Raw genomic sequence first — 22,521 nt, 5'->3', positions numbered from 1 at the left:
CGCCAGCACATAGCAGGAGCGCCTCGGCGTTCAAAACAACATCCTTTCGAAGGAATGAATATGGATAAGCTCAATCATCCGCTGGCGCGGGGCGCCAGCTATTTGCTGATCTACCTGACGGCTTTCCAGCCGTTGCACCCGGCGTTCGCCGCCGGCATTACCGCCGCTAACGGCAATACGCAGGTGGTTATCAAGCCGGGCAACGTACCGGTGGTGAATATCGCCACGCCGAACGGTGCGGGCATCTCCCACAACACCTATAAAGATTTCAACGTTGGGCCACAGGGTGCCGTATTGAATAACGCCACGCACGGCGGCAAAACGCAGCTGGGCGTGGAGATCTACAGCGCGCAGGGCAACACCTACCTGAAGGGAAAACCGGCGGAGTTGATCATCAATGAGGTGATCGGCGGCAGTCGTTCCGAGTTGCAGGGTAAACTCGAGGTATTCGGCAACAAGGCCAACGTGATGATCGCCAACCCGAATGGCATCACCTGCGACGGCTGCGGCTTTATCAACGCGCCGGGCGTGACGCTGACCACCGGCAAACCGCAGTTCGACAAGCAGGGCGCGCTGGAAGCGCTGGAGGTGAAAAAAGGCGGCGTCACCATCGGCGGTAAAGGGCTGGACGGCAGCGGCGCCGACTATGTCGATATCATCAGCCGCGCCACCGAGTTGAACGGCAAAATCAATGCACAAAATCTGTCGCTGACTCAGGGCGCCAACCGCATCAGCTTCAAGGACGGCAGCATCAAACCGATCGCCGGTGAAGGCGCTAAGCCCCAACTGGCCGTGGATACCAAAGCGCTGGGCGGCATGTACGCCAACAAAATCCGCCTGGTGGCCAACGAGGATGGGGTGGGGGTGAACCTGAAAGACCTCATCAGCAAACAGCGGGATATTACGCTGAGCGTTAACGGTAACCTGGTGCTTAACGGCACCACGCACAGCAAGGGTGACCTCAATGTCAGTGCCAAGGGATTGCACATTACGCGGGGTACTGTCGTGCAGGCGGACGGCAACGCCACGCTGGCAGCAACGACGCTGGTGAATGACGGGCAAACCAGCACCAGCGGCGATATGCGTATCTTTGGCGACCATATCCGCAACGCCGGGGAAAACGCCAAGCTGCACGCTAATAAAAATATGTGGATCCAAAAGGATGCGCAGGGCAACAAGGCTAAATCCGTCGAGAACCGTTCGGCGAAAATCCTGACCAACAGCGGCGATTTAGTGATACGCACGGAGAGTTTGAACAATGTCAGGCAAGAGGTTCAGGCCGTATGGAAAAATACCCCCGGTAATTCCAAAGCGTTCAATAAATCCTTGGTGGGAAGTTATTACGACTCACGGCAAGGTGTTGACGCTATTGTGCTGCTGGAACCTGAACTGAAGGACTTTGGCATCGGCAGTTGGTTTGGCGAAATCAATCTGTCGAAAGGCGACAAGGTTAATGTGGGGAAAGACGAGTATCTCCTGGTGAAATCGCAGGCGCCGGGGGTGATAAATTCAGGCAACAACGCTTATATCAACGCGACAACGTTATGGAACGATCAGTCGAATATCAGCGCGGCCAAAGATCTGATCCTGACGGGGAATGATTTTACTGTAAAGAGCATTCAACTCGGTCAGAAAGATCGGTACTGGCGTCTGGGAACGAACACGTTTGGCGTTGGGGAGTTTGCCCGTGACGAAGATGCGCCTCCCGGAGATTGGGATCTGTTGTATGTCACGGAAAAAGCCCCTTATACCAAGCAGCAGGAGCTTGTTGTCTGGCAAGCAAAGGGACAGCAGAAATCATCGATTACCGCCGGCAATAATCTCACTGCGGATTTTAAAAATAAGATAGAAATCAGTACGCCGACGCCTCATGAAAATCAGCTGAATGAAGTGGTCACCTCCGGCAGGCCAGAGTCGCTTAAGGCGCGGAATGTTCTGCTGCATGCCAAAAATATCGTCGGTACTGATGTGATTCGTGCCGACGGAAATATCACCGCGATTGCCGAAGATCGGATTGTTCTTGGGCAAGGCATCTTGGCCGCCGGAAAAGAGCTGTCTCTGACGGCAGTCAACGCTATCGATGCGTGGCAAAGTGAGCTGAAAGGGCAGGACGTCACGTTAAACGCCAAAAACGGTGAGATAAAAATACATTCCAGCGAGAAACCTCATTACTTCCGCCCTGACGGTTCTCGCTGGTTGGGCAGCCTTGAGGCTGCACGCGATTTGTCTCTCACGGCTGGCAGCACCATTACGTTGCTGAATACGCTGTTGGCGCCACAAAGCCGAAATATCGCCATGACGGCTAACGGCAGCATTGCAATCGTCAAAAACAGTGCGTTGTTGGAGGGGCCGCTATTGGGGGGGCCGGTTTCTCCGGCTAAACGGCAAGAATACTTCAACCAACTGTTGGCCAGTGGCCAAATGAGGGCAACGGGTTCGGTGCTGCTCAATAGCGGTGGCTATCTGGCGCTACGCGGCGCCAAGATTAATGCGGACAAGGACGTTACGCTGTTAGCCGCCCATAACGCCGATCTTAACTACCGTGAGCTTGACGGCCGATTCAATGCGCTTTTCCCTGTTTCCCGCACGCCTGAACTGGGTAGCCGGGTACACGCCGGCGGCAATTTACTGATTAACTCGGCTCGCGACATCGGCACCCAAGGCGGCGCGCTCTCCGCCAACGGCAACATCACGTTGCTGGCCGGGCAGAATCTATGGTTGTCGAACCTGGCCTATTCCGCCATTGATGCCGCTAACGACAACAACAAAGACGACCGCCATGTGGTCACTACCCTCAGCGCCGGGAAAAACCTGACCGCGTCGGCGAATAACCAACTGCTGACTTACGGCGCCAGGCTGACTTCCGGCGCCAACATGACGTTGACCTCCGGCGGCGATATGCGCTTCGAGGCGGTGCAAAACCACACTTACCGCGAGAGCGGCAACGAGTTCACCGAAACCCGTGCCCAGCAAGGGACCGAGCTGAATGCCGGTGGCCTGATGACGGTGATTGCCGGCGGCAGCATTCTGTTCCAGGCGACCAAGCTGGTGGTTAAAGGGTTGGGAGCTAACTGGAAACCGCCGGTAGCGGTGACGGACTGGGGGAGTCGTATTGCGTCGGCGGAGCAGGCGGTTAGAAATGCAGAGCAAAATGTCAATCAAAAACAGAATGTGCTGAACAACGTTAGAAATACGCCTGAAGGCTTGTTACTCGATAATCCAGCTCAGCATCCTATTTCATACAAGCACAGTAGTTCTGTAACGATACCGGGCACGGGGACTTATCACCTCGATATGGGGAATATTGAAATAAAAACCCGTTCAGATCTGGATAGATTGCTTAATGAGGGAGGAAAGGCATTTGACCCATTCCCTTATGGTGTCGATCCTGCGGAAACATCCGGTGATGGTTATGAGATTGCGCTGGCAATTCGAAAAAAGACGATAGATGAATATGAAAATTTGCGTCAACGCATAATCAAAAAAAAGAATGAGATATACGCAGCCCAACAAGCATTGAATTCTGTTGATAGTGAAAAGGTAAACGCAAATAGGAAATTAGTTAGCGTTCGACAGGAAGCCCAAGCTAAACATGCGGAAGAAACAAGGCTGAAAGCCTATGCCGACGCCCACAACCAGGCCGAAGCCATGCGTGTCGGCAATATGGATATAGCCGCCAAGGGTGGCTATCTCTACGCCCAGGCGATGGAGGAGTCCAGCCACTACGAGAAAAAGGAAACCAAGCGCAAATGGTGGGGTAAGAAAACCGAGGTTAAGCAGACCCGCCATGACGTGACCAACAAGGTCACCGAGTTTACCGCCGCTGGCAATATCACGCTGATGAGCCGCGACGACAGCACCTATGAAGCCAGCAAAATCGCCGCCGGGCAAAACGCGCGCCTGACCAGCTCCCGTGGCCAGGTTAACTTCCGTGCGGTGAAAAACACCTCTTTCGAACAGACCGTCAGCAATTCGAAAGGCTTCTTTATCAAGCAGGCCAATAAAGGCTACGAAGACAATAAGTGGGTGCTGCCGAGCATTCATACCGGTGGAGCCCTGACCGTGGAAGCCGCCAAGGGCGTCAGCGCCGATGTGAAGGTGAAAAACGGGCAGGCGCTGCAAAGCGCCATCGACGCCCTGGGCAATACGCCGGGCACCACCTGGGTCAAAGATCTGAACAAGCGCAACGACGTGCAGTGGAGCAAGGTCAAAGACGCTTACGACAGCTGGGATTACAAGAGCCAGCACCTGAACCCGGCGGTGGCGGCGGTGATCGCCATTGCGGCCGCGGCGGTGACCGCGGGCAGTTCATTGGCGGCTACGGCGGCTTCCAGCGTTTCCGGCGCCGTAGGCGGCGGGGCGATAACCAGCGGCGCAGTCACCGCTGGTATGTCTTCTTTGGCCTCTCAGGCGGCGGTCGCGCTGGTGGAGAATCAGGGCAACCTGTCGAAAACCCTGCAGGCGTTGGGCCGAAATGAAAACGTCAAAGCGACCGCCACGGCGATGGCGATCGGCGGCGCGCTCAACGGCTTCGACAGCGCGATGGGCTGGAGTAAGGACGCGGCGGGCAAACCGCTTAACCCGAACAACGTCAAATTGCCGCAGCTGAGCAACGGCGACTGGAGCAAGGTGGCGCAGCGGGTGGCCGGGCAATCGGTCATCAGCTCCAGCCTGAATACCGCCATTAATGGCGGCAGTTTCAAAGACAACCTGACCAATGCGCTGCTGGCGAACATCGGCAGTCAGGTTCAGGCCGAGGGCGCCAACCTGATTGGGGATAACGGTCAGGTTCTCGATATACCGGGCCGGGCCGTAAGCCATGCCGTTCTGGCGGGCGTGGCCGCAGAAATCGGCAAGGGCAATGCCAAAGGCGCGGCGGCCGGGGCGCTGGCGGCGGAGCTGGCTGGGGTGATCATCAATGATAATCTGGTCAGAAGTGAAGGTTGGCAAGAGCGTCAGGCTCAGATCAGCCGCGTAGCGGGCGCCTTTGCAGGGGCCATCGTAACTGCCAAAGCCGCAGGTGCCACCAGCGGTGCAAATGCGGGGGAGTTTGTCGAACGCTTCAATCGACAGCTGCATCAGGAAGAACTCAACGCGATTAAAGAGTTGGCTAAGGGCGACAAGGAAAAAGAAGCGCGTCTGATGGCGGCTTCATGCCGAAAAGTAGCTTGCACCACGCAAGAGGCGTTGAACTCAGACGAACGCAAGCAGTTTGAAGCCCTGATGAATAAGTACCCGTCAACGCGGGATGAAGACGGTCTCATCGCCAACTACTGGGTACAAAAAGAGCGTCAGCGCTTCGGCAACTATCCGGCGTTTGCCGGCTATGACAGCGAAAAGTTATTCACGTATGATTTGGGCGACCAGATAACCGACGGCCAGCTGTTTGCTCGCAACCAGCAGATAGAACAAATCAGCAAGTTGACCGGGTGGTCGCCGGACTGGGTGAATGCCTCGGTGATGGCGGTCTCTATTGCCAGCACATTTGCCGGTATGGGTAAAGCAAACGTCGGCAACCAATACCTGTCATCCAAATTGGTAGGCCCAACCAGCGCCTGGAAAGGGTATCTGGTCAATGAGAAGACCGTTCAACAGGCGGCTGCGTTCAGGCAGCAAGTGCTGGATGCTAGGGCGCCATTTGCGGAAAAAATCCGAAAAAAAGGAAATGCAGCTGTTGCACAAATCGATGTTCCTGGTATGCCGAAAACACTTGCGGCACACAGCAGGATAGCTAAAGCAGAAAAAAGTTTCATAGGTGATGGAAACCAAAACTTTAAATATGAAACCATTAAAAGTTCTGATGGTATCCTCATATCTAGGAATACAGATTCAGAGTACAAAATTCTGGACAACCTGGCTGATAAGTTAGGTAACAATGTATCAGCTGAGGGGAGAGTCACCATTTTCACTGAACGTGCTGCATGTGATAGCTGCTTGGGTGTCGTAGAACAATTTCAGAAAAAATACCCTGGAATAAAAGTAGAGGTTCTCGACAATAACGACGTAATGCTGATCCCTGGGAGATTGAAATGATGGATGAAGAACGCATGACTTATGAAGAATTGCGAGCTGAGTATTTAGATTGCTTTTATAGCTGTTGTAGAAGTCACATTAATGCTTTTAATAAAAATGGTACGACCTGGGAGTACGGTATTGAAGAAATAGGGTATGCATCTTATCAATACGAAAATGCAAAGTTATCGCCTGTGGAAATGTTAATGCTGAAAGTGTTTACACTCATCCTTATAGCCGGTAGAGGGCCAAAAGATGTTGAGAATAATTACCGAAACTCAATTTCTTCCATTTTGGAAAAAACAAACCTTGAATCTCTAATTCAAGGTATTGGCGAAGATGAAAAAAGCGATTTGCTTTATGATATGGAGTTGCTTGGATTGCTTGAGAAGCCTGAGTAACCTCACCGCTCCCAACAGTTTGAGGTTAGGCACGCTTTGCTCATGCAAATGAGCCAAGGTAAAAAGTACCACTATAGGCCACGGTTGACGGAAATCTAACACCCATATGAACGGCTCTTCGGAGCCGTTTTCTGTTTTTAACGTCCCCGCCCCGAAACCCGCAACACTACCCCCACCAGCAGCAACGCAGCTCCCGAGGCATAGAGCGGGAACCAACGCGTCCACCAGAGTGAGGAAAACAGCGGGGTGCTATTGGGATCTGCGGAGGCGTAGCCGCTATAGGTATTCAGGCCGGCGGCGATGGCGAGCATCGCCAGGCCGATAAAAAGCAGCAGGTTTGAGACGGTCGTCATGGCATTTTTCCTTTGTAGAGGCAGAGGGTAATTCTTACTATTAATTATTGTTCGATTAATTATCTCGGGAAATATTATTTATTTTCGTATTCATCTGGCTATTTCCTGACGATAAAATAATATTCCTTAATACTAGCCGCTTATTTCCCAATAAAAAACCCGCCTGGGCGGGTTTTCTCTTTTTTCTCGCAAATTGTCACTTCACCAGCGGCTTATCATTGGGCGTTTTGAACTTCGCCAGATATTGCGGCTGGAAGATGCACATGCGCAGCACGGTGCGGTATTCGCCGTTGACGAAGAACTCGTCGATCAGCTCGCCTTCCACGTTGAAGCCCAGCTTGCTGTAGATGTGGATCGCCTTCGGGTTCTCCTTATCGACGATCAGGTACAGCTTGTACAGGTTCAGCACCGAGAAACCGTAGTCCATCGCCAGACGGGCGGCGGTGCTGGCGTAGCCTTTGCCCTGGTGGGCAGGATCGATGATGATCTGGAACTCAGCGCGGCGGTGGATGTGATCGATCTCCACCAGCTCTACCAGGCCGACCTTGGCGCCTTCGTGCTCGATGATAAAGCGGCGCTCGCTCTGATCGTGGATGTGTTTGTCGTAGAGATCGGAAAGCTCGACAAAGGCTTCGTAGGGTTCTTCAAACCAATAGCGCATGACGCTGGCGTTGTTGTCCATCTGGTGGACGAACGACAGATCGTCCCGTTCCAATGGGCGTAACCTGACGCTGGCAGTGCTGGACATGTGGGCTCCTCTGTGCCGTGAAATTGTGCAAAGTATAACTTCACAGAATGGATGAAGGCGAAAAAAAACGGCGCCGCGTGGGCGCCGTTTAGGCAAGGTTCAGGCTGCGCGCATCAGTCGGCGGCGTGACCCTGCTCAGGCAGGCGTTCGCCGTCCAGCCAGGCGGCGCCATCGCGCATCGCCAGGCGACCGTCGACGAACCAGCTCACCACCAGCGGATAGATCGTGTGTTCTTGGGTTTGCACCCGTTCAACCACGTCATCCTCTTCGTCGTCAGCGAAAATCGGCACCTTGGCCTGTAAAATCACCGGGCCGCCGTCGAGCTGTTCGGTCACGAAGTGCACCGAGGTGCCGTGTTCGCTGTCGCCGTTGTCGATGGCCTGACGGTGGGTATGCAGACCCGGGTATTTCGGCAGCAGGGAAGGGTGGATGTTCAGCATGCGGCCGGCATAACGCTGCACGAACTGCGGGCTGAGGATGCGCATGTAGCCGGCCAGCACCACCAGATCGGGCTGGTGCTGGTCGATGGCGTCCGCCAACGCGGCGTCGAACGCCGTGCGATCGGCGTAGGCCTTGGCATCCAGCGCCTGGGCGGCGATGCCCGCCGCTTCGGCGCGTTGCAGGCCATAAGCCTGCGCCTTGTTGCTGAACACCGCCACGATTTCAGCGGCGATGCGGCCCTGCTGGCAGGCGTCAATCAGCGCCTGGAGATTGCTCCCCTGGCCGGAGACCAACACCACGATCTTTTTCATCAGTTGATGACCACTTGTTGTTCGTCGGAAGAGGCGGTCAGTTTACCGATTTTCCACGCTTTTTCACCTGCCGCGGTCAGCAGCGCGATGGCCGCTTCCACTTCGGCTTCCGGCAGGGCGATGACCATGCCTACGCCGCAGTTGAAGGTGCGGTACATTTCATGACGGCTGACGTTGCCGGCCTGCTGCAGCCAGGTGAACACTGCCGGCCACTGCCAGCTGGTTTCGTCGATCACCGCCTGCATGCCTTCCGGCAGCACGCGCGGAATGTTTTCCCAGAAGCCGCCGCCGGTGAGGTGAGCGATGGCGTGTACGTCCGCCTTCTCGATCAGCTCCAGCACGGACTTCACGTAAATTTTGGTCGGCGCCAGCAGGTGGTCGGCCAGCGGCTTGCCTTCCAACTGAGTGGCGGTCGGATCGGTGTTGCTCACTTCCAGGATTTTGCGCACCAGCGAGTAGCCGTTGGAGTGTGGGCCGGAAGCGCCCAGGGCGATCAGCGCGTCGCCGGACTGCACTTTGCTGCCGTCGATGATCTCGGATTTTTCGACCACGCCGACGCAGAAACCGGCCACGTCGTAGTCTTCGCCGTGGTACATGCCCGGCATTTCAGCGGTTTCGCCGCCCACCAGCGCACAGCCAGACTGTTTGCAGCCCTCGGCGATGCCGGTGATCACGCTGGCCGCGGTGTCCACGTCCAGCTTGCCGGTCGCGTAGTAGTCGAGGAAGAACAGTGGCTCGGCGCCCTGAACCACCAGATCGTTGACGCACATCGCCACCAGATCGATGCCGATGGTGTCGTGGCGTTTCAGATCCATCGCCAGACGCAGCTTGGTGCCCACGCCGTCGGTACCGGAAACCAGCACCGGCTCGCGGTATTTCTGCGGCAACGCACACAGGGCGCCAAACCCGCCCAGACCGCCCATCACTTCCGGGCGACGGGTCTGTTTAACTACACCTTTGATGCGATCTACCAATGCGTTGCCTGCATCGATATCGACACCTGCGTCTTTATAGCTGAGAGAGGTTTTGTCGGTCACTGCGCGATTCCCCACGACGATTTGCGGTTTGAAAACTGTGCTTCCGATGTTGATTCCGGAATAAGGCGCGGCAATTCTAACAGCGCAGGCAAACGTTTGCGAGCGGCTTGTGAACCGGCTCCGCTTTTTCGTCATCTATACTGATATTCAAACTTTTGTTGATCCCGATCGGGCTATTGTGGGTGGCGCGGCGAAAAAAAGGAGGTATAATCCCGCGATTTTTTTGGCCGCAACCACCTTAATAGGAGAAAAATGATGAAGATCGTTGAGGTGAAACACCCGCTGGTAAAACACAAGCTTGGCCTGATGCGTGAAAATGACATCAGCACCAAACGCTTCCGTGAGCTGGCCTCAGAAGTGGGTAGTTTACTGACCTATGAAGCGACCGCCGATCTGGAGACGGAAAAAGTCACCATCGAAGGCTGGTGCGGGCCAGTTGAAGTGGATCAGATCAAAGGGAAAAAGATTACCGTAGTGCCAATCCTGCGCGCAGGTCTGGGCATGATGGAAGGGGTGCTGGAGCACGTGCCGAGCGCACGCATCAGCGTGGTGGGCGTATACCGCGACGAAGAAACCCTGGAGCCGGTACCGTACTTCCAGAAGCTGGTTTCCAACATCGAAGAGCGCATGGCGTTGGTCGTCGACCCGATGCTGGCCACCGGCGGTTCGATGATCGCCACTATCGATCTGCTGAAGAAAGCCGGCTGCCACAGCATCAAGGTGCTGGTCCTGGTCGCAGCGCCGGAAGGCATCGCCGCGCTGGAGAAAGCGCATCCGGACGTTGAGCTGTACACCGCCTCCATCGATCAGTGTCTGAACGACAAGGGCTACATCGTGCCTGGCCTGGGCGATGCGGGCGACAAGATATTTGGTACTAAGTAAACATTTGAGCCGACTTAACGAGTCGGCTTTTTTTTGACTAAAACCTATAAAACCAATAAACCGAGGAAAAGCACACATGACCCGTCGCGCCATCGGCGTCAGCGAGCGCCCGCCGCTGCTCCAGACCATTCCGCTCAGCTTCCAGCACCTGTTCGCCATGTTCGGCGCCACCGTGCTGGTGCCTATCCTGTTCAAGATCAACCCGGCGACCGTGCTGTTGTTCAACGGCATCGGCACGCTGCTGTATCTGTTCATCTGTAAAGGCAAGATCCCGGCCTACCTCGGCTCCAGCTTCGCGTTTATCTCGCCGGTGCTGCTGCTGTTGCCGCTCGGTTACGAAGTGGCGTTGGGCGGTTTCATCATGTGCGGCGTGCTGTTCTGCCTGGTGGCGCTGATCGTGAAAAAGGCCGGCACCGGCTGGCTGGACGTGATGTTCCCGCCGGCGGCGATGGGGGCGATCGTCGCCGTCATCGGGCTGGAGCTGGCGGGCGTAGCGGCCAACATGGCGGGGCTGCTGCCGGCGGAAGGCACCAGCGCCGACTCGACCACCATCACCATTTCGCTGGTGACGCTGGCGGTCACGGTGCTCGGTTCAGTGCTGTTCCGCGGCTTCCTGGCGATTATCCCGATCCTGATCGGCGTGCTGGTGGGCTATGCGCTGTCGTTCTTCATGGGCGTGGTGGATTTGACCCCGATCCGCGAGGCGCACTGGTTCGCGCTGCCGACCTTCTACACCCCGCGCTTTGAGTGGTTCGCCATCTTCACCATTCTGCCGGCGGCGCTGGTGGTGATCGCCGAGCACGTCGGCCACCTGGTGGTGACCGCCAACATCGTGAAAAAAGACCTGATCCGCGATCCGGGCCTGCACCGCTCGATGTTCGCAAACGGCATCTCGACGGTGTTCTCCGGCTTCTTCGGCTCCACGCCGAACACCACCTATGGCGAGAACATCGGCGTGATGGCCATCACCAAGGTCTACAGCACCTGGGTGATCGGCGGCGCGGCGGTGCTGGCGATCCTGTTGTCCTGCATCGGTAAGCTGGCGGCGGCGATCCAGGCGGTGCCGGTGCCGGTGATGGGCGGCGTTTCCCTGCTGCTGTACGGTGTGATCGGCGCTTCGGGCATTCGCGTGCTGATCGAGTCCAAAGTGGATTACAACAAAGCGCAAAACCTGATTTTAACCTCGGTGATCCTGATCATCGGCGTGAGCGGCGCCAAGGTGCACATCGGCGCGGCGGAGCTGAAAGGCATGGCGCTGGCGACCATCGTGGGGATCGGCCTGAGCCTGCTGTTCAAGGTCATCAGCCTGTTCCGCAAGGAAGAAGAGGTGCTTGACGCGCCGGACGAATCGGCGGAGCAGAAGTAACGAAAAGGGCAGCCCAGGGGCTGCCCTTTTGACTTATGGCATTCGCCTTAGCTGCGAATTTTGCGGTACACGAACAGCACCACGATGGCGCCGATAACCGCCACCACGAAGCTGCCGAAGTTGAAGCCGTCAACCTTGCCGTAGCCGAAGAAGGTGCTGATATAGCCGCCGACCACGGCGCCGATGATCCCCAGCACGACGGTCAGAATAAAGCCGCCGCCGTCTTTGCCGGGCATGATCCACTTAGCCAAAATACCGGCGATCAGGCCGAAGATAATCCAGGAAATAATCCCCATTTACTGCTCCTTTCTTTGGTGGCTGAGAATAGCTTACTGCTGGGTGGCCGGCTGAGTATTGCCGTTCACCGCCGCATCGGTCTCTTGTTTCAACTCTTGCGCTTTGTTTTCGGCGCTGTTCTTGATGGCTTCGGTCTTCGCCTTGGCCTGCTCGGTCAGATCGTTGGCGCCGTTGATGGCGTCGTTTTTGATGGCCTTGGCCTGATCCACCAACTGCTGGCTCTGTTTACCTGCGTCGTCTTTGATCGCGGCGGCTTTGGCCTTGGCGTCGTTGGTGATGGCGTCCGCCTGCTTGGCGGCGTCTTCTTTAATCGCCGAAGCTTTGTCTTTCAGCTGATCCGCCTGAGTGGCGGCCTCTTTTTTGATTTCATCCGCCGTCGCTTTCGCTTTGTCCGTCAGATCGTCCGCTTTTTTCTGGGCGGCGTCTTTCATCTGCTCGGCGCTGTCTTTGGCTTTATCCAGGTTGGCGTCAACCTTGGACGAGTCATCACAGCCGGCAACCAACAACCCGATAAAGGAGGCCAACAGCACTTTATTCCATACTTTCATCGTCTATATCCTTGCAGAAACCTTGTTGATGGTGATTGCATTTAGCCTACCTATACTAGGTCAGATTTTACTTAAATTACAAATTTAACCTGCGCAGGCATGGAGTTAGGGAATGATATCGGATAATTCTTGCCTCGACGGGTGCCGCAGCCGATCAAGCGGCGCTTAGGCATTGTTCACTATTGCGGCATAAGATCCTGCCGGTTCAACAGCGCCCGTTTTCTGTGTTAAACTGCCCACGTTTTTCTGCCAGTTTTGGTTGAGGTGCTTCTCTGAATACGCCGGCACAGCTTTCACTGCCACTTTATCTTCCCGATGATGAAACTTTCGCCAGTTTTTATCCGGGCGAGAACCCATCCCTATTAGCCGCGATCCAATCCGCCGTCCGTCAGGAACATGGCAGCTATATCTATTTCTGGTCGCGTGAAGGCGGCGGGCGCAGCCATCTGCTGCATGCGGCCTGCGCCGAGCTTTCGCAGAAAGGCGAAGCGGTGGGCTATGTGCCGCTCGACAAGCGCGCTTACTTCGTGCCTGAAGTGTTGGACGGCATGGAGCAGCTGGCGCTGGTCTGCATCGACAATATCGAATGCATCGCCGGCGACGAAGAGTGGGAGATGGCGATCTTCAACCTCTACAACCGCATCCTGGAAACCGGCCGCACCCGGTTGTTCATCACCGGGGATCGCCCGCCGCGTCAGCTGAACCTGCGTTTGCCGGATCTGGCTTCGCGCCTGGACTGGGGGCAGATCTACAAGCTGCAGCCGCTGTCGGACGAAGAGAAACTGCTGGCGCTGCAGCTGCGCGGCAAACTGCGCGGCTTCGAGCTGCCGGAAGACGTGGGCCGCTTCCTGTTGAAACGGCTGGATCGCGAGATGCGCACGCTGTTTATGACTCTCGATCAGCTCGATCGCGCCTCGATCACCGCCCAGCGCAAGCTGACCATCCCGTTCGTTAAAGAGATCCTGGGGCTGTAACGAGCCATCAAGCCTGTTTTTCTGTATGTTCCAGCAGGGTGCAATAATGCTCAACCTGCTGGCGTTGCCGATCGCTTCGCAGTTGCAAAGCGAGATTGATGTATTCCAGACACTGCGCATTGTCTGCAAGCCGTGGGTCGATTTTCCCCTGCTGTGCCAACCAGGCCGCCACGTCAGCCCAGCGCCATAGCGGTGAGGCTCCGCCGAGCCGTTGAATGGGGGAAGGGAAGCCGCCGGGGCCGCGAGTCCCGTCTTTTAGCATGGCGATCGCCTGACGCGACAGTTCAGTGAGCTCGGCAATATCGCTTAACCCTACCAGGCTGTAGTCCACCGATATCACCTTGGCGCCAATATTTGCAGACTCGATATCGCTGATGGCGCTGCAAATCGCGTGCGCAAAGTTATCGCTTTCTCGATCGAATTCCAGGTAAACGGCTTTACCGTAGAAACAGATCAGCGCGTCATCGCATCCCGCCGCATACAGCGCATCCTCCAGCCCGGCGGTATCGGCAGTGACCCCGCCCAGCGTCAATGCGAAATGATAAAGCGTCATGGTGATTCTCCGGTTATTTTTTCTGCGACAGCGCCAGGCAGTGATCGACCTTGCGCCGAATCTGTTTGGCATGTACCTCTGGGTTTTTTGGCGTGCTCCAGATGCTCATCATATGTTCTTGGTGCCCGACAAAGGCGCAATGTAGCCGACCAAATGCGTGCCCCTTACTGGGCCGAAAATACCAACCCTGAGAAAGGGCGTAAGCTAATGCCGCCTGAATGTGCTTGTCTGGGTGTTTTTTCATCGCTCGTCCAGTGATGCGCTCAGGGTAGGTGGGGTGTTGACGATTGTCAACGGCTGTTTCACCGAGAGATTTGGCGTTTGCGCAGCATAGCAGTAGAAGAAGACTGGGATGATGAAAAGTATTTATATAACAAACAATTAAAAATAGCCCTGTTCAGGGCTATTGGTATTTTGCGGTTCAATAACAGACTTTCCGGACGATTACAAAATCTCCAGCACCTGCTCCGGCGGTCGGCCGATGCGCGCCTTGCTGCCTTTTACCACGATCGGGCGTTCGATCAGTTTCGGGTTCGTCGTCATTGCCGCCAGCAGCTGCTCTTCGCTCAGGCTGTCGTCCGCCAGCTTCAATTCCTTGTACAGATCTTCTTTTTTGCGCATCAGCTCGCGCGCGGATGTGAAGCCCAGTTCCTTCAACAGCTTTTTCAGCTCATCGACCGTAGGGGGCGTTTCGAGGTACAGCACCACCTTGGGATCGACGCCGTGCTGTTCCAGCAGCGCCAGGGTTTCACGGCTCTTGGAGCAGCGCGGGTTGTGGTAAATCGTGACGTTTTTCATGGCGTTCATTCCTTGTTGAATCAGCTGCGTTGGTATTGGCGGAAGCGCTGTTGCAGTTGGCGCAGCTGGTCGATGCGCGCATCGTAGCGCGCCTGTTTTAGGCTGCCGAGTTTTTGCAGCGAGCTGGCATTGCTGAGCAGGCCGATGGCCTGATCGAGCCGGCCGTTCAGCGCCAGGCTTTCGGCACGGGCCGACAGCTCTTCATCGCGCAGCCCTTGTGCGGCGCTGGCCTGCGCCAGCAGATCCCAGCCGTTCGGATCGTCCGGATGGGCAAAGGTGTAGCGGTTCAGGATCTTCGACGCCTGCGCCGGCTGGTTGCCTTCGACATAGGCGTTGGCCAGGTTGAGCTGCAGCACCGGATTGTTGCTTTGGGCGGCGTTGGCCGCCTGCAGGCGGGCGATGGCCTGCGGCGCGCGTTTCTGGCCGAGATCGATGTCGGTCATCAGGTCGATCAGCCAGACGTTTTTCGCATCCTGCGCCAGCATCGGTTGAATGATATTGCGCGCGTCGTCGTATTTTTTCGCTTCATAGAACAGGATGGCGCGGCCGTATTTGGCGGCCGCCTGTTCGCGCACGTTGCCCTTGCTGAGCGAGCCGAGCAGTTCTTCGTTCAGGCCATAGCCTTCCGAACTGTACATGCCCAGTGCGCGCACTTTGGCCATCAGGTAATCCTGCGAGGACTGCACGATGTGTTTCGGCATCTGGTTGGCGCGGTTGCGTGCGTCGGAGAGGCGGCTGTCCGGCAACGGGTGCGTTAGCAGCATTTCCGGCGGTTTGGAGGCGTAGCGCGACTGATCCGAGAGTTTCTGCAGGAAGTCGGGCATCGCTTCCGGATCGAAACCGGCGCGCTGCAGCACCTGAATGCCGATGCGATCGGCTTCCTGTTCGTTCGATTGGGTAAAGCTGATCATGCCTTGCTGGGTGCCGGCCATGGTGCCGCTCAGCGCCGCCATGCCCATGGTCGGGTTGGCCATCGCCAGCAGGATGGAACCAAGCGCGCCCACCCAGGTCAACGGGGCGTTGCGCTGCTGATCTTCCATGGCGCGCGCCAGGTGGCGCTGGGTGACGTGCGAGATTTCGTGCGCTAGCACCGAAGCCAGCTGGCTTTCGTTGTCGCTGACGCGGAACAGGGCGGAATGCAGCACCACGTTGCCGCCGAAGAAGGCGAAGGCGTTGATTTCGTCGTTGCGCACCAGATAGAAATGGAACGGCGTGCGCACCGAATAGGCGCTGGCCACCAGCCGGTTGCCCAGCTGATTGATGTATTGGATTAGCAGCGGATCGTTGATCAGCGGGGCGCTGGCGCGCAGTTGGCGCACGTAAAAATCGCCCATCGCCAGTTCTTGTCCGATGCTCAGGGTGCCGCCGGCGGAGGTGCCCATATCCGGCAACTGGTCCTGGCTTTCCGCCTGTGCTGGCGCCAGGGCGGTGGCGTTCAGCGTGCCGAGCAGCAGCACCGCTAACGCGGTTTTGGTCAACCGGTTGGTCATAGTCAGGCGTTTCCCTTAAATAATCATTTCTAAGACGTCAGCAGCAGACAAGAGTTCTTTATTCCCACGGCGCAATCCGCGTGAAAGTGCGGCGGCTCACAAACCGCGGCGGCGGTGCCCATCACATCATAGTCAGCCGTTGGCAACAAGGAAACGTTAGCCGGGCGCGAATCGGGCAAAAAAGTTTTATTTTTCATTTCGAAGGGCGTTTTCTGCGTCGCCGGTGGCCTGCATTGTCAATAAAACACGGACAAAGTTGATCCGCGTTTTATTGACAAGATAAACGCAGACTCATATAGTCTGCGTTATTGAAGGTTCATTGACGGTCGAAAACGGACATATGGCGTACATCACAACCAGCGTTGAATATGGCATCCACTGCCTGCTGTGGCTGGTCGGCGATAACCAGCGGGCGCTCAGCAGCCGCGAACTCGCCGAGCTGCAAGGGATCTCACCCAGCTTTCTGGCCAAGATTTTCCCCAAGCTGGAAAAGGCGGGGATCGTCGCCGCCAGCGAAGGGGTGCGCGGCGGCTACCGGCTGGCCCGCCCGGCGAACGAGATCAGCTTTCTGGCGATCATCGACGCTATCGAGGGGCACAAGCCGCTGTTCGATTGCCAGGAGGTGCGCGGGCGCTGCGCGGTGTTCGATGACTCCCCGCCGGATTGGGCGGTCTCCGGCAAATGCGCTATCCATGCGGTGATGCTGCAGGCGGAGAAGGCGATGCGCGATGCGCTGGCGGCGCAGACTCTCGGCGCCGTCGCCGCCCGTTTTGGCCGCAAAGCGCCGCAAGGCTTCTTCGGCGAGGTCAACCTCTGGCTCGACGAGCGCATGACGGAACGCACCGCGCGCAGCGGCAAAACGGCGCGCGCCAAGACCTAACCACCGCCTTTCCTTAAAACGAAACACACTTTTTCCCGCCTCTTCGGAAGGGGCGGGCGGGCCTTCTGCACCCTGTTACGGGAGCGGGACGGCATCGTTCATCCGAAAAAACTGCGGGCAGCCTTGTCGCCCGGTTAACCCTGTATGAAGGAGTCATCCCATGACGCAGAAAATAGTGATTGCCGGTTCCGGTTTTGCCGGTTTTTGGGCCGCCGTGTCCGCCATGCGCGCCATTACCCTTGCCGGTAAGCATGACGATATCGAGGTGCTCATGGTTTCACCGACGCCAACCGTTACCATCCGGCCACGCCTGTATGAAGCCGTGCTGGAAAACATGAACCCGGACATTTCCGCGCAGCTCGCCGTCGTCGGTGTGCGCCACCTGGCCGGGATGGTAGAGCGTATCGATGCCGCTGCTAAAACGCTCACGGTGGCGCAGGCGACGGGGGAACCCCTTGAGTTGGCCTACGATCGTTTGGTGTGGGCCACCGGCAGCCGGCTGTCCGTGCCTGCGGTGCCGGGCTTTGCCGAATACGGCTTCAACGTCGATACGCTGGAAAGCGCACAGCGTTTGGGCGCCCATATCAACGCGCTGGCGGCCAAACCCTCGACGCCGGCGCGCAACACCGCCGTGGTGGTGGGCGCGGGGCTGACCGGGCTGGAGAGCGCGGCGGAGATGCCGCAGCGGCTACGCGATGCGCTGGGCAAAGACGAGAACGTGCGCGTGGTGATCGTCGATACCGCCCCGGAAGTGGGCGCCGGGATGGGGGCGGAGCCGGGGGCGGTGATACGCCAGGCGTTGGCGGAGTGCGGCGTGGAAGCGCGGGCCGGCCTGCGCGTCTCGGCCATCGACGCCGAGGGGGTGATGCTGTCGAACGGTGAGCGCATCGCCGCCAACACGGTGATCCTGGCGGCGGGCGTGCGAGCGCATCCGCTGACCGAGCAGATCCCCGGCGAGCACGACGGCAGCGGCCGGGTGATCGGCGACGCCTTCCTGCGCGCGCCGGCGGCGGCGGGCATTTTCGTGACCGGCGATACGGTGAAGGCGGCGACAGACGATCTCGGTAACCACAACCTGATGACCTGCCAGCATGCGCTGAGCCTGGGCCGCGTGGCCGGCCACAATGCGGCGGCGGAGCTGACGGGCTTGCCGGCGCACCCTTACAGCCAGCCGAAGTATGTGACCTGTCTGGATCTGGGCCCCTGGGGCGCGCTGTATACCGAAGGCTGGGAGCGCCAGGTGCGCTTTACCCGTGAGGAAGGCAAAAAGATTAAGCAGGAGATCAACACGCAGTGGATTTACCCACCGGCGGCGGATCGCGAGGCGCTGTTTGCCGTCGCCAATCCGGATTTCGTGATTGTGCCTTAAAGAAAAGAGAAAACGGGAGCGGTAACGCTCCCGTCGTCATTTGCCCAGCGGCAGGAACGAGCGCTCCGGCACCACGGTTTTCATCACCAGCGTGGAGCTCAGGCGCTGCACGCCCGGCAGAGCGGAGAGTTTCTCGTCGTAAAGCTGCTGGAAGGCGGGCAGATCGCGGGCGATCACGTGCAGCAGATAGTCGGGATCGCCAAACAGCCGCTGTGCCTGCACCACCTGCGGAATGTCCACCATGGCGTTTTCGAAGGTTTCAACGGCGCGGCGATCGCCTTCGCGCATGGTGACGAACACCAGGGCGGAAAAGTTATAGCCGAGGCTGCCGGGGTCGAGCTGGGCGCGGTAACCCCTGATCACCCCGGACTCCTCTAATGCCCGCACCCGGCGGTGGCAGGGAGACACGCTCAAACCGATCCGCTCGGCCAGCTCGGTTACCGACAAACGGCCATCGACCTGCAGTTCAGCAAGAATCTTGCGATCAATCTTATCCATTTGGAAAAATTTCCCTGCTTATGCCGATTTCAGGCAAGTAATTGAAAGCACATTTTAACGCCTTGAGGATATTCTTGCCATCTGTTGAACGGTTTTGACGGCCACCGCGGCAGGCGGAGGCCGTTCTTCTTCCACGAGGAAAGGCAATGGTTCTCTGTTTGGTGTGGCGTGGCGCGTCTGAGAGGGCGCCGGCATGACGCTCGCTCTGTTCGCCGCTTTTTGGGCGGTGTCGATTTTGTTGGTGATCACGCCGGGTATGGATTGGGCCTATGTGATCTCGGCGGGCATTCGCGGCCGGGTGGTGGTGCCCGCCGTCGCCGGCTTGCTGTTCGGCCATCTGCTGATGATTGCGATTGTGGTGGCGGGCGTCGGCGCGCTGCTGGTCGGCAACCCGCTGGCGCTGACGGCGCTCACCCTGTTGGGGGCGGCTTATCTGTTGTGGATCGGTTTCAACATGCTGCTGCACCCGCCAGTGCCCGGCGCCGGTGAAGATCAGCGTTCCGATTCCTGGCTGCGCTGGGCCGGCAAGGGCGTGTGCGTCAGCGGCTTGAACCCCAAGGTGTTTCTGCTGTTTCTGGCGCTGCTGCCGCAGTTTACCGACGCCCGAGCCGAATGGTCGGTGCCGATGCAGATGCTGGCGTTGGGCGTCGTGCATTTGATCAGCTGCGGCCTGGTGTATCTGCTGGTGGGATTCGGTTCGCAGTCGGTACTGCGCACGCGCCCGCAGGCTGCGAAGATAGTGGGGCGCATCTCCGGCGCGGCGATGATCGTCATCGCGCTCGGGCTGCTGGCCGAGCAGGCCCTGAAATAGCATTACCGTCGATAGATGTCCGGCCGGGCGATCTGCCAGACAAAGTCGGGGTGGTTGATGGCCGAATAGCCCACTTTCTCATAGAGCCAGGGGGCGGTGCTGGTGACCAGCATGATTCGCCTCAGCTTCGCCATCAGCGGATGGGCCTGGCAGCATTCCGCCAGCCACAGGCCCAGCCCGCTTTTTTGATGCGTCTCCAACACGTACACGTCGCACAGATAGCCGAAAGTGGCGTAATCGGTGACCAGCCGGGCGAAACCGATCTGCCTGGCCTCGTGATACAAACCGAAGCACAGGCTGTGGGTGAGGGACTGGCGGACGGTTTCTTTATCGATTCCCTCCGCCCATGACGAACGGGTCAGAAAAGCGTGGATGGCATCGAGATCAAGCAGGGCGGGATCGGTGCTGACGAGATAGTCCGCACGCTGCCAGACAAGTGCGGCAGGGGTTGTCATGATGATTCTTCTCCTGTGAAAGCGTTCAGGTCAGGGCCGCCGTTCAGGCGTGCAGTTCGGCGACCGTCATGGTGAAAATCAGCGTGTCTTCGCCCTCGTTGGCGTACCGGTGCGGGCCGTCCGTTCTGGCGACCGCCGAACAGCCCGGCGCAATTCTGAGCTTGGTTTGTTCGACGGCAAGGCTTAAGACGCCTTGCTCAACGTGCAGCAGCTCAAACGTGCCCGTCGGGTGGCCGCCCGATGCATAGGATTCCCCGGGCGCCATTTCCCACCGCCACAGTTCTATCATGTTCGGGCCTTGGGTGCCCGCCAGCAAACGGGCCGAGCCGCCGCTATCGCCATGCCACAGCGTGGGAATATCTTGGCTTTCAATCAGGTAGGCGGCGGGCGCGCGGGTGACGTTGACGATGTCCGCCACCGAGAGACCCAGCGCCGCCGCGAGCTTGCACAGGATGGCGATGCTGGGATTGGCGGCGCCTTTCTCGATCTCTACCAGCATGCCTTTGCTGACGCCCGCCCGGCGCGACAGTTCGTCCAGTGATAGCTTTTGGCTTTTTCTCTGTTGCTTGATGCGATGTGACACCGCTTCGCTGACGGTTTGCACGTCGGCGCCAAACTCGGTCGGTCTGTTGACTTTTTTGTTCATCGGTCAATATTATGAAATGAAATGGTCAATATAGGATTATTTAATGATTTTAGTCGATCCGTCAATCGATCCGGCCGTCGCTGCGCTGGCACCCGGTTTCCGGGCGTTAAGCATTACCGCGGTTGCGGCTCCCATAGCCCATCCGGACGTGGGGGCGTTAGCGTTGGCGCAAGCCTGTCGCGCCCTCGGCGAGGAAGACGCACCCTGGGCAGAGGCGCATCTCACGGCCTGGCGCGAGGTTTTCATGCAGTTTGGCGCCAAACCCAAGCGTACGCCCTGTTCCGCCGACGCCCTGCGCAAGCGCGCGCTGCGCGACGGCACGATGCCCAGCATCGATCCGGTCGTCGATCTCTATAACGCCGTCAGCATCCGTTATGCGGTGCCGGTGGGGGGCGAGAATATCGCGGCCTATGTCGGCGAGCCGCGGCTGATCGTCGCGGATGGCAGCGAACTGTTCGATACCGTCAAGGAGGGGGCGGTGATCCATGAATCGCCGGAGGTGGGCGAAGTTGTTTGGTGCGACGATCGCGGCGTGACCTGCCGCCGCTGGAACTGGCGCCAGGGGGTCAGAACCCGGTTGAGCGCCGAGGCCGAGCGGATGTGGTTCATCCTGGAGAGCCTGCCGGCGATGCCGTTGGCGGCGCTGCACGAGGCGGGCGACGAATTGATTGCCGGTTTACGGCAAATGATGCCCGGCGTCACGGTAGAGCAACGGCTCATCGGCTGCGCCTCGTAACGGGTGTCAGCACTGGCGGCGGACCAAACCGGTGATCAAATCCAGCGCGTCGTCCGCCGCCGCGATTTCGCTTTCGCTGAGCGCTTGCCGTTCGATGAAGCTCTCGATCGCTTCCAACAGGGAGAAGACGCTGATTTCATCCCCTATCTTCACGACTTCGCAAACGCCACGCCCGATCGCCAGACAGATGGCTTCATCAAATTCACACGGTTTGCTGTTCATCTTTCCCCCTACGGCGTTTGGGATGATATCGGCCATGCTACCGGTTTTTTCCCGACGGCTGTCTGATGAAAATCCCATTTTTTCGTTGATGCTGACTGGCGCACGACCGCGGGCATTGGCGAAATTCTGATTTCCTCACCGTGGTCAAATTTCCCTTGTGACCACCGTGCCGGCGCGGTATTGTCGCCAAATGACGACAATACCGCCTCATTGTCCGCATAAAAAATTCATGACGTTATCATCCCTTCATCCCGCTGCCGTGCGGGATTTTTTTATGAGGTTTATCTCAAAGTGCGGATAACCTCGACGCGATCGCTTGCCATGCTCTGAGAATAATCCTAGCTTGAAATAGTCATTTAGGGTTAGCAATCCCTCATGACCTCCTTGTAACACTTGATGCACCAGAACGTTTTCTCCCCCGCTGCGGCGGGGGTTTTTAATGACGTGCATCAGAAAAGGCCGCAACGCAAGAACCGACAGAGTTCGTGACGATAACCAGTTTAAGTATCAGGGGACGGGACTATGAAAAATGATCTGGCGGCGGCGATCGCGATTGGCTGTGTGTTGTTGTTCGCATTGGCAGTCGGTTCGCCCCTTTCTATCGGTACCTCGCTGTAATCTTCCGCGGCCCCGTTCGGGGCCGCTCACCGAACCTGTCGCCGCGTCTGCGGATTTTTGCGCCGATCGCCTGCC

The 22,521-nt window shown here is 57.7% G+C and carries 23 protein-coding genes; 9 read left to right on the top strand and 14 right to left on the bottom strand.

Annotated features, from left to right (window positions below; all coding sequences use genetic code 11):
- The first annotated feature begins 60 nt into the window (after positions 1-60).
- Together ACSJLU_RS18325 and ACSJLU_RS18320 are read left to right on the top strand one after the other, a co-directional pair.
- Complete coding sequence (locus tag ACSJLU_RS18325) at positions 61-6,033, top strand: DUF637 domain-containing protein (RefSeq protein WP_380826038.1); 5,973 nt, start codon at positions 61-63, stop codon at positions 6,031-6,033.
- Positions 6,030-6,413, top strand: a complete 384-nt coding sequence (locus ACSJLU_RS18320) for a hypothetical protein (RefSeq protein ID WP_141998659.1) — start codon at positions 6,030-6,032, stop codon at positions 6,411-6,413. Before ACSJLU_RS18325 ends, ACSJLU_RS18320 begins: the two co-directional genes overlap by 4 nt.
- A 137-nt stretch (positions 6,414-6,550) precedes the next feature.
- Here the strand turns inward: ACSJLU_RS18320 and ACSJLU_RS18315 are convergent, their stop codons facing one another.
- The 4 genes from ACSJLU_RS18315 to purM form a co-directional block, all read right to left on the bottom strand.
- Positions 6,551-6,766: a hypothetical protein gene (locus ACSJLU_RS18315; protein WP_043140451.1), complete on the bottom strand. Its 216-nt coding sequence runs from the start codon at positions 6,764-6,766 to the stop codon at positions 6,551-6,553.
- 196 nt (positions 6,767-6,962) lie between these two features.
- Entirely contained in the window at positions 6,963-7,514 is a 552-nt protein-coding gene (gene speG, locus ACSJLU_RS18310) for a spermidine N1-acetyltransferase (RefSeq protein WP_004941631.1), read from the bottom strand.
- A 113-nt stretch (positions 7,515-7,627) separates the two neighbouring features.
- Positions 7,628-8,266 (bottom strand): phosphoribosylglycinamide formyltransferase, encoded by a 639-nt coding sequence (gene purN, locus ACSJLU_RS18305; protein WP_021504400.1) that lies wholly within the window; start codon positions 8,264-8,266, stop codon positions 7,628-7,630.
- Positions 8,266-9,303, bottom strand: a complete 1,038-nt coding sequence (gene purM, locus ACSJLU_RS18300) for a phosphoribosylformylglycinamidine cyclo-ligase (RefSeq protein ID WP_167324509.1) — start codon at positions 9,301-9,303, stop codon at positions 8,266-8,268. The genes purN and purM overlap by 1 nt, the downstream gene beginning before the upstream one ends.
- Before the next feature lie 255 nt (positions 9,304-9,558).
- Between purM and upp the strand changes: the two genes are divergently transcribed.
- Together upp and uraA are read left to right on the top strand one after the other, a co-directional pair.
- The gene (gene upp / locus ACSJLU_RS18295; RefSeq protein ID WP_004941642.1) at positions 9,559-10,185 is read left to right on the top strand and encodes a uracil phosphoribosyltransferase; all 627 of its coding nucleotides are present in this window, start codon (positions 9,559-9,561) and stop codon (positions 10,183-10,185) included.
- Positions 10,186-10,261: 76 nt separating this feature from the next.
- Positions 10,262-11,551 carry a uracil permease gene (gene uraA, locus ACSJLU_RS18290; RefSeq protein ID WP_016926727.1) on the top strand — a complete coding sequence of 430 codons (1,290 nt, stop codon included), beginning with the start codon at positions 10,262-10,264 and terminating at the stop codon, positions 11,549-11,551.
- A 47-nt stretch (positions 11,552-11,598) separates the two neighbouring features.
- Here the strand turns inward: uraA and ACSJLU_RS18285 are convergent, their stop codons facing one another.
- On the bottom strand, positions 11,599-11,847 hold the full coding sequence (locus ACSJLU_RS18285) for a GlsB/YeaQ/YmgE family stress response membrane protein (RefSeq protein WP_016926728.1): 249 nt from the start codon (positions 11,845-11,847) through the stop codon (positions 11,599-11,601).
- A gap of 33 nt (positions 11,848-11,880) precedes the next feature.
- Complete coding sequence (locus ACSJLU_RS18280) at positions 11,881-12,396, bottom strand: hypothetical protein (RefSeq protein WP_016926729.1); 516 nt, start codon at positions 12,394-12,396, stop codon at positions 11,881-11,883.
- Between the two features lie 272 nt (positions 12,397-12,668).
- Here ACSJLU_RS18280 and hda point away from each other — a divergent pair, with 272 nt between their 5' ends.
- Positions 12,669-13,370, top strand: coding sequence for a DnaA inactivator Hda (gene hda, locus ACSJLU_RS18275; RefSeq protein ID WP_025159568.1), 702 nt, complete (start codon positions 12,669-12,671; stop codon positions 13,368-13,370).
- Positions 13,371-13,377: 7 nt separating this feature from the next.
- On the opposite strand, the gene ACSJLU_RS18270 is transcribed toward hda, so the two are convergent.
- From ACSJLU_RS18270 to ACSJLU_RS18255, 4 genes are all read right to left on the bottom strand, one after another.
- Entirely contained in the window at positions 13,378-13,923 is a 546-nt protein-coding gene (locus tag ACSJLU_RS18270) for a helix-turn-helix transcriptional regulator (protein ID WP_380826029.1), read from the bottom strand.
- A 13-nt stretch (positions 13,924-13,936) separates the two neighbouring features.
- Positions 13,937-14,167 (bottom strand): hypothetical protein, encoded by a 231-nt coding sequence (locus ACSJLU_RS18265; protein ID WP_060434427.1) that lies wholly within the window; start codon positions 14,165-14,167, stop codon positions 13,937-13,939.
- A 200-nt stretch (positions 14,168-14,367) separates the two neighbouring features.
- Positions 14,368-14,721 carry an arsenate reductase (glutaredoxin) gene (arsC, locus tag ACSJLU_RS18260; protein ID WP_049296087.1) on the bottom strand — a complete coding sequence of 118 codons (354 nt, stop codon included), beginning with the start codon at positions 14,719-14,721 and terminating at the stop codon, positions 14,368-14,370.
- A 20-nt stretch (positions 14,722-14,741) separates the two neighbouring features.
- The gene (locus tag ACSJLU_RS18255; protein WP_025303839.1) at positions 14,742-16,211 is read right to left on the bottom strand and encodes a beta-barrel assembly-enhancing protease; all 1,470 of its coding nucleotides are present in this window, start codon (positions 16,209-16,211) and stop codon (positions 14,742-14,744) included.
- Between the two features lie 340 nt (positions 16,212-16,551).
- On the opposite strand from ACSJLU_RS18255, the gene ACSJLU_RS18250 reads away from it, so the two are divergent.
- Positions 16,552-17,091 (top strand): RrF2 family transcriptional regulator, encoded by a 540-nt coding sequence (locus ACSJLU_RS18250; protein ID WP_380826024.1) that lies wholly within the window; start codon positions 16,552-16,554, stop codon positions 17,089-17,091.
- 160 nt (positions 17,092-17,251) lie between these two features.
- Positions 17,252-18,460 carry an NAD(P)/FAD-dependent oxidoreductase gene (locus ACSJLU_RS18245; RefSeq protein WP_060448085.1) on the top strand — a complete coding sequence of 403 codons (1,209 nt, stop codon included), beginning with the start codon at positions 17,252-17,254 and terminating at the stop codon, positions 18,458-18,460.
- Between the two features lie 36 nt (positions 18,461-18,496).
- On the opposite strand, the gene ACSJLU_RS18240 is transcribed toward ACSJLU_RS18245, so the two are convergent.
- Entirely contained in the window at positions 18,497-18,958 is a 462-nt protein-coding gene (locus ACSJLU_RS18240; RefSeq protein WP_019452433.1) for an Lrp/AsnC family transcriptional regulator, read from the bottom strand.
- Positions 18,959-19,151: 193 nt separating this feature from the next.
- Here ACSJLU_RS18240 and ACSJLU_RS18235 point away from each other — a divergent pair, with 193 nt between their 5' ends.
- A complete protein-coding gene (locus ACSJLU_RS18235) occupies positions 19,152-19,769 on the top strand; it encodes a LysE family translocator (RefSeq protein WP_025303836.1) in 618 nt (205 codons plus the stop codon).
- 2 nt (positions 19,770-19,771) lie between these two features.
- Here the strand turns inward: ACSJLU_RS18235 and ACSJLU_RS18230 are convergent, their stop codons facing one another.
- Both ACSJLU_RS18230 and ACSJLU_RS18225 read right to left on the bottom strand, forming a co-directional pair.
- A complete protein-coding gene (locus ACSJLU_RS18230) occupies positions 19,772-20,224 on the bottom strand; it encodes a GNAT family N-acetyltransferase (protein ID WP_060448084.1) in 453 nt (150 codons plus the stop codon).
- 43 nt (positions 20,225-20,267) lie between these two features.
- Positions 20,268-20,870 carry a helix-turn-helix domain-containing protein gene (locus ACSJLU_RS18225; protein ID WP_043140438.1) on the bottom strand — a complete coding sequence of 201 codons (603 nt, stop codon included), beginning with the start codon at positions 20,868-20,870 and terminating at the stop codon, positions 20,268-20,270.
- Between the two features lie 43 nt (positions 20,871-20,913).
- Between ACSJLU_RS18225 and ACSJLU_RS18220 the strand changes: the two genes are divergently transcribed.
- Positions 20,914-21,606, top strand: coding sequence for a B3/B4 domain-containing protein (locus ACSJLU_RS18220; protein WP_025303833.1), 693 nt, complete (start codon positions 20,914-20,916; stop codon positions 21,604-21,606).
- Positions 21,607-21,612: 6 nt separating this feature from the next.
- On the opposite strand, the gene ACSJLU_RS18215 is transcribed toward ACSJLU_RS18220, so the two are convergent.
- Complete coding sequence (locus ACSJLU_RS18215) at positions 21,613-21,828, bottom strand: hypothetical protein (RefSeq protein WP_025303832.1); 216 nt, start codon at positions 21,826-21,828, stop codon at positions 21,613-21,615.
- Positions 21,829-22,521 lie beyond the last annotated feature (693 nt).

Source organism: Serratia bockelmannii (assembly GCF_051803255.1).
GTDB lineage: Bacteria > Pseudomonadota > Gammaproteobacteria > Enterobacterales > Enterobacteriaceae > Serratia > Serratia bockelmannii.
Note: the sequence above shows the minus strand (reverse complement) of the source record. Positions and strands in the feature narration are given on the sequence as shown.

Excerpts from the sequence above, each read along its gene's own strand:
- ACSJLU_RS18325 (WP_380826038.1), top strand. The coding sequence starts at position 61 with ATGGATAAGCTCAATCATCCGCTGGCGCGGGGCGCCAGCTATTTGCTG.
- ACSJLU_RS18320 (WP_141998659.1), top strand. The coding sequence starts at position 6,030 with ATGATGGATGAAGAACGCATGACTTATGAAGAATTGCGAGCTGAGTAT.
- ACSJLU_RS18315 (WP_043140451.1), bottom strand. The coding sequence starts at position 6,766 with ATGACGACCGTCTCAAACCTGCTGCTTTTTATCGGCCTGGCGATGCTC.
- speG (WP_004941631.1), bottom strand. The coding sequence starts at position 7,514 with ATGTCCAGCACTGCCAGCGTCAGGTTACGCCCATTGGAACGGGACGAT.
- purN (WP_021504400.1), bottom strand. The coding sequence starts at position 8,266 with ATGAAAAAGATCGTGGTGTTGGTCTCCGGCCAGGGGAGCAATCTCCAG.
- upp (WP_004941642.1), top strand. The coding sequence starts at position 9,559 with ATGAAGATCGTTGAGGTGAAACACCCGCTGGTAAAACACAAGCTTGGC.
- uraA (WP_016926727.1), top strand. The coding sequence starts at position 10,262 with ATGACCCGTCGCGCCATCGGCGTCAGCGAGCGCCCGCCGCTGCTCCAG.
- ACSJLU_RS18285 (WP_016926728.1), bottom strand. The coding sequence starts at position 11,847 with ATGGGGATTATTTCCTGGATTATCTTCGGCCTGATCGCCGGTATTTTG.
- ACSJLU_RS18280 (WP_016926729.1), bottom strand. The coding sequence starts at position 12,396 with ATGAAAGTATGGAATAAAGTGCTGTTGGCCTCCTTTATCGGGTTGTTG.
- ACSJLU_RS18270 (WP_380826029.1), bottom strand. The coding sequence starts at position 13,923 with ATGACGCTTTATCATTTCGCATTGACGCTGGGCGGGGTCACTGCCGAT.
- ACSJLU_RS18265 (WP_060434427.1), bottom strand. The coding sequence starts at position 14,167 with ATGAAAAAACACCCAGACAAGCACATTCAGGCGGCATTAGCTTACGCC.
- arsC (WP_049296087.1), bottom strand. The coding sequence starts at position 14,721 with ATGAAAAACGTCACGATTTACCACAACCCGCGCTGCTCCAAGAGCCGT.
- ACSJLU_RS18255 (WP_025303839.1), bottom strand. The coding sequence starts at position 16,211 with ATGACCAACCGGTTGACCAAAACCGCGTTAGCGGTGCTGCTGCTCGGC.
- ACSJLU_RS18250 (WP_380826024.1), top strand. The coding sequence starts at position 16,552 with ATGGCGTACATCACAACCAGCGTTGAATATGGCATCCACTGCCTGCTG.
- ACSJLU_RS18245 (WP_060448085.1), top strand. The coding sequence starts at position 17,252 with ATGACGCAGAAAATAGTGATTGCCGGTTCCGGTTTTGCCGGTTTTTGG.
- ACSJLU_RS18240 (WP_019452433.1), bottom strand. The coding sequence starts at position 18,958 with ATGGATAAGATTGATCGCAAGATTCTTGCTGAACTGCAGGTCGATGGC.
- ACSJLU_RS18235 (WP_025303836.1), top strand. The coding sequence starts at position 19,152 with ATGACGCTCGCTCTGTTCGCCGCTTTTTGGGCGGTGTCGATTTTGTTG.
- ACSJLU_RS18230 (WP_060448084.1), bottom strand. The coding sequence starts at position 20,224 with ATGACAACCCCTGCCGCACTTGTCTGGCAGCGTGCGGACTATCTCGTC.
- ACSJLU_RS18225 (WP_043140438.1), bottom strand. The coding sequence starts at position 20,870 with ATGAACAAAAAAGTCAACAGACCGACCGAGTTTGGCGCCGACGTGCAA.
- ACSJLU_RS18220 (WP_025303833.1), top strand. The coding sequence starts at position 20,914 with ATGATTTTAGTCGATCCGTCAATCGATCCGGCCGTCGCTGCGCTGGCA.
- ACSJLU_RS18215 (WP_025303832.1), bottom strand. The coding sequence starts at position 21,828 with ATGAACAGCAAACCGTGTGAATTTGATGAAGCCATCTGTCTGGCGATC.